The organism is Nostoc sp. UIC 10607 (genome assembly GCF_047228265.1).
GTDB lineage: Bacteria > Cyanobacteriota > Cyanobacteriia > Cyanobacteriales > Nostocaceae > Nostoc > Nostoc foliaceum_A.
This window is the reverse complement of sequence record NZ_JBIQNW010000160.1, coordinates 1-2,388: the sequence shown is the minus strand read 5'-3', so window position 1 is coordinate 2,388 and position 2,388 is coordinate 1. Positions and strand designations below refer to the sequence as shown.

General features: G+C 46.9%; 2 protein-coding genes. Both read right to left on the bottom strand.

Features of this window, described 5'->3' with window-relative positions:
- Positions 1-92 precede the first annotated feature (92 nt).
- On the bottom strand, positions 93-1,667 hold the full coding sequence (locus tag ACEYW6_RS36010; RefSeq protein ID WP_412983577.1) for a group II intron reverse transcriptase/maturase: 1,575 nt from the start codon (positions 1,665-1,667) through the stop codon (positions 93-95).
- 130 nt (positions 1,668-1,797) lie between these two features.
- Positions 1,798-2,076, bottom strand: a complete 279-nt coding sequence (locus tag ACEYW6_RS36005; protein ID WP_412983576.1) for a hypothetical protein — start codon at positions 2,074-2,076, stop codon at positions 1,798-1,800.
- Positions 2,077-2,388: the final 312 nt, after the last annotated feature.

Here is a 2,388-nt window from a genome sequence, read left to right as displayed (position 1 = left end):
CCAGCTGTTTGAGTCGATGGGGGATATTATTCCCCGCACCTCTCAGTTAGATCCGTGCGTACCCGTTTCCGTGTACACGGCTCCCGATGTTCTTAGCTTGCGCCTTTGCTCATGTGCTTGTAATCGTGGCAACTCTCATGAATTGCTTCGAGATTATTTTTCTTCCAGTTGGCGTGATTTCCGTCGATGTGATGCAGATGAATCCGTTCTTCATCGATGAATTTTAGACCGCAGGATGCACATCTATGGTTTTGCTTCTTAAGAGCAATAGAGGTTTTGCCGTCATAGAGTTTACTGTTACGTTCGCTCCAGTAGGCTGTATCTCCGTCGTAAGGTGATTTAATTCCCTTGACAGAAATGTGTTTGTTTTCGGAGTAAGGAACTGCTGGGAATGCCTTTTTTATTAGCTCCTGGCAGGTGTGACGATTTTGCTTGGTTTCCTTGTTGAATACCTTGAAAGCTCTATGATTGATGTGCCATAAAGAAAACTTTGACCCATCCATCTTGCAGAACTTATGGTAGTTTCTCCAACCTCTAACTACCGGGGCTAATTTCTCAGCTTTTGTGGTAGCACCATAATTCGAGTTGTTGACGATGAGCTTTACTTTCTTACGAAAAGCTTTGAAGTTGTCCATTGAAGGGATACATCTAAACTTTCCGTTTTTCTGGACTTTGAAGTGCCAGCCGAGGAAATCAAACCCATCTGTCGCGGCGGTAACTTTGGTTTTCTTTTGGCTTACATTCATTCCGCGTTTGCGGAGGAACTCGCTGATTCTTTCAAGTATCTCTGTTGCATCATCTTCGGGTCGGAGTATTATAACCATGTCGTCCGCGTATCGGATTGATGGCTCGGTGATATCACTGGCTGAGGTTTTATCAGTGATTCTGTATCCCTGATTCCCATGGTACCTGTGTATACTCTCAATCCCGTTGAGCGCGATATTAGCTAGTAGCGGACTGACCACTCCCCCTTGGGGCGTTCCTTGTTCAGGAAATTCTGGGTTAACTCCTGCCTTTAGGCATCGGAAAATACCGAGTTTTAAGCCAAAAGGGGCGATGAGTTCGTCCATTATTGCTGAGTGGTTAATCCTGTCGAAGCACTTTTCAATATCGAGTTCTATAACTCGTTTCTCTATTCCGTTGACTCTAGAGTTAAGGTTATTAAAGATGTGCCTTTGTGCATCGTGGGCAGAGCGACCAGTTCTGAACCCGTAACTCCTGGCATGGAAAGTGGCTTCGTGTGCTGGTTCAAGTGCATATTTTGCGAGGCATTGCCAAGCTCTGTCCGCGATGGTTGGTATCTTAAGCATTCTGGTAGTCCCGTCCTTTTTGGGGATGGGGATTTCCCGTAAGCCTTGATGTTTCCAATTTCCACTATTCATTTTCAGTAGTTCTTCAAGGTTGAAACGTTCCATGAATGAGAGGGATTTCTTACCATCAATACCAGCCGTTTTTTTGCCAGCATTTAGCTGAGATACAAGTCTAATTGCAAGAAATCGAGCCGAGGTGGATTTAAGAATAAGCTTTTGGAGTAACCTAGCTTTCCGCTTGTCTCCAACAAGAACCGCTTTGTACACGCGCCTTTGAAGGCGGAAAAGGTTACGGCGGAATTTCTTCCACGGTAAAGCTCTCCAAGATTCACTAGTATGTCTACTGTGCCTAATCATTTTCTCTTCTAGAGTTTGTGTATTCTGAACACCTCAGACCAATTACGGTCTGTCCTACCCGAATTGTGGGGATTCCTCCTCTCGTCTGGGCTACTTGGGAAACGAAAGCCCCTAGACCCACAACTCGTTTTTATTCGTTCCCTCGGTTAGATTGATGAGCCACTGCGTTGCGGTGAGGCAGTCCGGTCTTGGGGGTTTCCCCCATGAGGAACTGCCGAACCCGATGGGGGGTTCCCCCCGTTGTAGCATGTGGCGTTGTTCCGTTAGATGTAGCCAATTCGACTGCTGGATTCCCTGGACTCTTGCCGATAATAAAACAGTTTTCGGCGGGAATGAACTCCAGTAAAGTCAGGGGGTTTTGTGTTGCGCCCTGCTTGACAGTAAGTCGCTTTTCTAGGCTCTGTTTCATCGTGGGAACTCCCCATTAGCGCCAGTGTCAACCCGCAACGGTCGTCTGATTGCGCCCTGCTCCCAGCTTCACTCTACAAGAACCGAGCTTGTTCGGTGTGGGCAGGTAAGGAGTCAATTCTGAGTCTGAATGACAAGGCTTGCACTTGTATCTGACCGAGAGTTCAGTCTTTAGTGACAGTAATCTGCTGTCAGACTGGATTAGTTATTTACGGATTGGTTGCCGTGATTCACTAATCAACGAATCGCACTGCTCTACTGCCTGCTGCCATACATCCGCTTGCACAGCCGGTTCCAACTCGGCTTTCGCCAA